The following is a 4,126-nucleotide window of genomic DNA, read 5'->3' on the forward strand; positions in this document are numbered from 1 at the left end:
GACCGGTTCGAGGGGGCGCCAGCCGGTCGCGCGTGGCACGCCCGGGTGGTCTGGGTCGTGGTCTTCGAGGTCCCAGAGCACGACGGACGCCATCAGATGCCCGCAGGTCGTGCACGTCCCGAAGGTCAGCGACACGTCCCGGGCCACGTCGTCGCCGTCCCGGCTCGTCCAGCGCGTCTCGAGGTGCTCGACGTCGTTCGGCATCGGGTCGGTCTCGGGGTGCCCGCAGGCAGTCATGTGGGCAGCCTCCCATCGAGGTCCGACGGTTTCGTTTCCACGTCCCCGCTCCTGGGTGTACCGGGCCAGCTTGTGGCGTCCCGGCTGGAGAGGGAATCGACCTCTTCATCAGCCGAGACCTGACACGCCATCCGCGACCCCGCCGAGGAGCTTCTGAGCGCCGCGGAGGAGGACGGGGCCCAAGGCGCGGCCGCTCACGAAACGGATGTTGGCCTGGTCCTGGGACACCTCAGCGCCTCAGCGAGTGGCGCGGCGAGCATCTCGGTTGCCTTGCCCGACAGGACAGCCGTAGGGCGGGCATGACGGATCTTGGCGTCGTGTCGGGGCGGACCGGAACTGGCGTGGTGATCTTCTTGGTTCGATTCAGGACCTGGCCGGCCGGCGTCGGCGTCCGGGTCGGCGAATGCTCCGATCGCGCTGCGCGATGACAAGGTGCAGTCGATGTTGCTGCGGTCTCGCTCCCCTCGTCCGATCTCAGGACGCGATCAGCGACATCATCGACAACCTGCTCAGAGCAGAGGGAAAACACACCCGAGTGAAGGCGCACTGGCGCGTTAAGGCCATTTCCGGGTGACCTCCCGGAGATGATCAACCTGCTCCCTGACCACCCGATGGGTCTATTCGGGCGCACTCGGAGTCGCTGTCGACCCGGCAGATAGGGGAATAGACTGAGCCGAGGAGTTCGGCAATCCAGACGGAGATTTGTCCGAAGCGCCCCGACGGGTGCTTGGACAGGACGGAGTCACCATGCTCACGACCGGACTGTGTCGACAACTGGGCGTGTCGTTTCCCATCTGGAACGCGGGGATGGGCGGTGGACTCGCCGGGGCGGAACTCGCGGCAGCCGTATCGAATGCTGGCGGCCTCGGCGTCCTGGGCATGGGAGGCTTGCCTGCCCCCGTGATCCGCGAACAGATCCGCGAGACACGCGCGCTCACCAACAAACCGTTCGGTGTCAACATCATCATGCCGTTGATGGGCCAGGACGACACGCAGGTCGAGTGTTGTCTCGAGGAGAAGGTGCCAGTGCTCATCTTCTTCTGGGGTGATGCCGGTCCTTACATCGAGAAAGCTCACGCGGTCGGCACGAAGGTCGTCGTGCAGGTGGGTTCGGTGGCCGAGGCGAAGGCCGCGGCCGCGGCCGGTGTGGACGCCGTCATGATCCAGGGTGTGGAGGCGGGTGGACATGTCCGGGGCACGACTGGACTGTCGATCTCTCTTCCGGCCACGGTCGATGCGGTGCAGCCGCTGCCGGTGATCGCCGCGGGCGGGATCGCGGATGCCCGTGGAGTGGCCGCCGCCCTGGCGCTCGGTGCCCAGGCCGTGTCGCTTGGCACCCGCTTTCTGTGCAGTGACGAGTCGCGGGCGGCCTACAAGGACCGCGTCGTGCAGGCCACAGCGGAGGACACCTACTACACGAAGCTGTTCGATCTCGAGTGGTCTGACGCCCCCCATCGAGTGCTGCGGAACAAGGCAGTGGAGGAGTGGGAGGCGGCCGGGTCACCGGCGAGCGGGCAGCGCCCAGGCGAGGGCCAGGTCGCCGGGCAGATGCCTGTGGGTGGACAGGTCATCGAGCTACCGCGGTACAGCGTCTTCATGCCGATGGAAGGCTTCGAAGGCGACCTCGACTATGCGGTGCTCTACTGCGGACAATCCTGCTCGTTGATCGACGACGTAAAGCCGGCCGCCGAAATCGTGCGGACCCTGGTCGAAGGCGCCGAGGCGATCAGCAAGAGCGCCTTTGCGTAATGCCGACGGCGCAATCCTGACGAGATGTCGAGGCCACGCCCAGGCCGACCAGCGCGCCGCGATCGCCGCCGACCACGACCGCGACCTCACCGCGGCCCGGGTGCGGCTCGCCGCGATCGAGACCCGGATCCGGGGTCTCGGCTTCCCCGCGCTCGCCGACCTGCTCGAGACCGAGACCAACGCCGGGACCGTCCTGATTGTCGCGCTGACCTGTCCCGACGAGGAACGCCCCACGGTGGCGGCCACGACGGCGGGCAGGCCGGCGCAGGACGAGCTCGGGCGTGCCCTGGCTGTGTTCGCGCGGCAGCGAGCCGACGTCGACACCATTAGTCGGGCGGGGTGAAGGTCAGCCGGTCACGGCTGCGACGCCGCCGCGATGAGAGTGCGCTCGCGGTCGGCTAGCCGGGTCAGGAGCACCTCTGGCGGTGAGTCGTCGTGTGCGGCGATCAGCGCGCGTCGCGTCCCGGCGAGGTGCAGGAGCTCGCGCAGCGGATCCATGCGCTGTAGCTGCCCGGACACCGGGTGCGGGTGGTCGTCGAGGTCGGCCGGCTCGCGGTGCCGGCGGACCCAGTCGTCGAGCTCGACTGCGGTCGCGGGCGAGTCCACCGGGAGCAACGAGGTGCGCGCGAGTGAGGCCGCCCGCTCGGCCTCGAGGTCGGTCTCCCATTGCGCGACGGTCGGCTCCCACTGTTCGCGGGCCTCGGCGGCGGTGATTCCGAGGGGGTCGGCGAGTTCGTCCCAGCTCGCTCCGGAGGTCCGCTCCAGGACGATTGCCGCGGCGATGAGGCGCTGAGCCAGCGCGGCCAGGCGGACGGCGTCGCCGGTGACAACGCCACCGAGGGTGCAGTGTGCTGCTCCCGGGAGCAGGGATCGGCTGAAGTCCGAGATGGTCCGGGCCGCCTCGGCGAGCGCGATCCAGGCGCGGGAGTGCGAGGTCAGCGGGGCGAGCGGGTCAGAGGCGAGCTCGGTTCGGGGTGTCTGAGGCATGACCTGAGCCTGGTCGCGGACACGGGGCCGAGGGCCCGTTTCCCGAGATCTGTGGACAACTTCGTCCCCGCCGCAGGGCGGGCTGCTCGCTCTGCCGGCGCGCGGACCTTCCGGGCTGCGCACGCAGGTGCTGGACGCAGCCGAACGGGTGGGGTCGTGGTCGCCGACGACGAGACGGTGCCCGCGCCCCGCTCGACGCGCAAGGCCCTGCGCTGCGCTCCGGTCGCTGCGCGATCGCCTCCGGCGAGCCCTGCCCGCCGACCCGGTCACGGCCAGGAGCGCCGTCCCGCCGGCGCCCCACCGACCCGCACCCCGCGGGCACGCGCCGGCCACCGGCCGCCGCGACCCCGGAGGACAGCGCTCATGCCCAGCTCCCACACCCAGACCGCCCACCACGCGACGCGCGCCTGCGGTCCCGCGTTCCGGATCTCCCGGTCGAACATCGAACCGCCGCTCGAGGACGCGCCGCAGAACGGCTGCCCGACCTGCGGGCACACCCCGGACCGGGCCGAGGCCCTCGCACCGGTGGAAGCCGGGCCGCTCACCCGCGACGTCCCCCGGGACGCGGCCGCGATCACGGCCGCCCGCCGCGGGCTGCAGGCGATCCTGGAGGCAGCCGTCGGGCGCCGCAGCCTTGCCCAGATCAGACGGCACGCCGACCGCAGCGTGCTCGCCTACCTGAAGCAGATCGAACCCGCCTGCGCCCGCGCCGGATCCATCAGCCTGCGCCGGTTCCACGCCGCGCAGCCCCACGAAGGCGCCCTCGAGGTCACGGCCCTGGTCGAGCTCGGGCGGCCGCGGGCGCTGGCCGCCCGCTTCGAGCTCGCCGAGCTCGACCTCTGGAAGTGCACCGCCCTGTGCATCCTGTGACCCGGCCCAGCCGGGGCTGCATCCGCGTCACAGCCCCACGCCGCTAGCCCAGGCCGACGTCGTCGTCGAACGGGTACGTGCGGGCGTCGTAGAGACGCGCGTCCTCGGCGTAGGCGACCTGGCCCCCGGCGAGCGGCCCGGGGGCGTGGTGGGGGGCGGTTCGAGACCCGTTGCGCGTTCAGCTGTCCTTGCGCGTGCCACTGGCCCGGGTCGTCCGGGGCACCTCGTGGGCGTTCTGCGCAGTGGCCTCCGTCGCCTGCCGAGTGGCCTCGCGCGCGCCACC

5 protein-coding genes are annotated in these 4,126 nt (G+C 71.0%); 3 read left to right on the plus strand and 2 right to left on the minus strand.

Features of this window, described 5'->3' with window-relative positions; translation table 11 throughout:
• Positions 1-237: hypothetical protein (locus JWP64_RS14285; protein WP_297496547.1), on the minus strand; the 237-nt coding region annotated here is incomplete at its 3' end.
• 747 nt (positions 238-984) lie between these two features.
• Here JWP64_RS14285 and JWP64_RS14290 point away from each other — a divergent pair.
• Both JWP64_RS14290 and JWP64_RS14295 read left to right on the plus strand, forming a co-directional pair.
• Positions 985-1,986, plus strand: coding sequence for a nitronate monooxygenase (locus JWP64_RS14290; RefSeq protein WP_297496549.1), 1,002 nt, complete (start codon positions 985-987; stop codon positions 1,984-1,986).
• On the plus strand, positions 1,979-2,329 hold the full coding sequence (locus tag JWP64_RS14295; protein ID WP_297496551.1) for a hypothetical protein: 351 nt from the start codon (positions 1,979-1,981) through the stop codon (positions 2,327-2,329). The genes JWP64_RS14290 and JWP64_RS14295 overlap by 8 nt, the downstream gene beginning before the upstream one ends.
• An 11-nt stretch (positions 2,330-2,340) precedes the next feature.
• On the opposite strand, the gene JWP64_RS14300 is transcribed toward JWP64_RS14295, so the two are convergent.
• Positions 2,341-2,973: a hypothetical protein gene (locus tag JWP64_RS14300; RefSeq protein ID WP_297496552.1), complete on the minus strand. Its 633-nt coding sequence runs from the start codon at positions 2,971-2,973 to the stop codon at positions 2,341-2,343.
• A 363-nt stretch (positions 2,974-3,336) separates the two neighbouring features.
• Between JWP64_RS14300 and JWP64_RS14305 the strand changes: the two genes are divergently transcribed.
• Positions 3,337-3,843, plus strand: a complete 507-nt coding sequence (locus JWP64_RS14305; RefSeq protein WP_297496554.1) for an Rv3235 family protein — start codon at positions 3,337-3,339, stop codon at positions 3,841-3,843.
• Positions 3,844-4,126: the final 283 nt, after the last annotated feature.

This window comes from Pseudonocardia sp., assembly GCF_025465255.1.
In the GTDB taxonomy this organism is placed as follows: domain Bacteria; phylum Actinomycetota; class Actinomycetes; order Mycobacteriales; family Pseudonocardiaceae; genus Pseudonocardia.

Excerpts from the sequence above, each read along its gene's own strand:
- JWP64_RS14290 (WP_297496549.1), top strand. The coding sequence starts at position 985 with ATGCTCACGACCGGACTGTGTCGACAACTGGGCGTGTCGTTTCCCATC.
- JWP64_RS14300 (WP_297496552.1), bottom strand. The coding sequence starts at position 2,973 with ATGCCTCAGACACCCCGAACCGAGCTCGCCTCTGACCCGCTCGCCCCG.
- JWP64_RS14305 (WP_297496554.1), top strand. The coding sequence starts at position 3,337 with ATGCCCAGCTCCCACACCCAGACCGCCCACCACGCGACGCGCGCCTGC.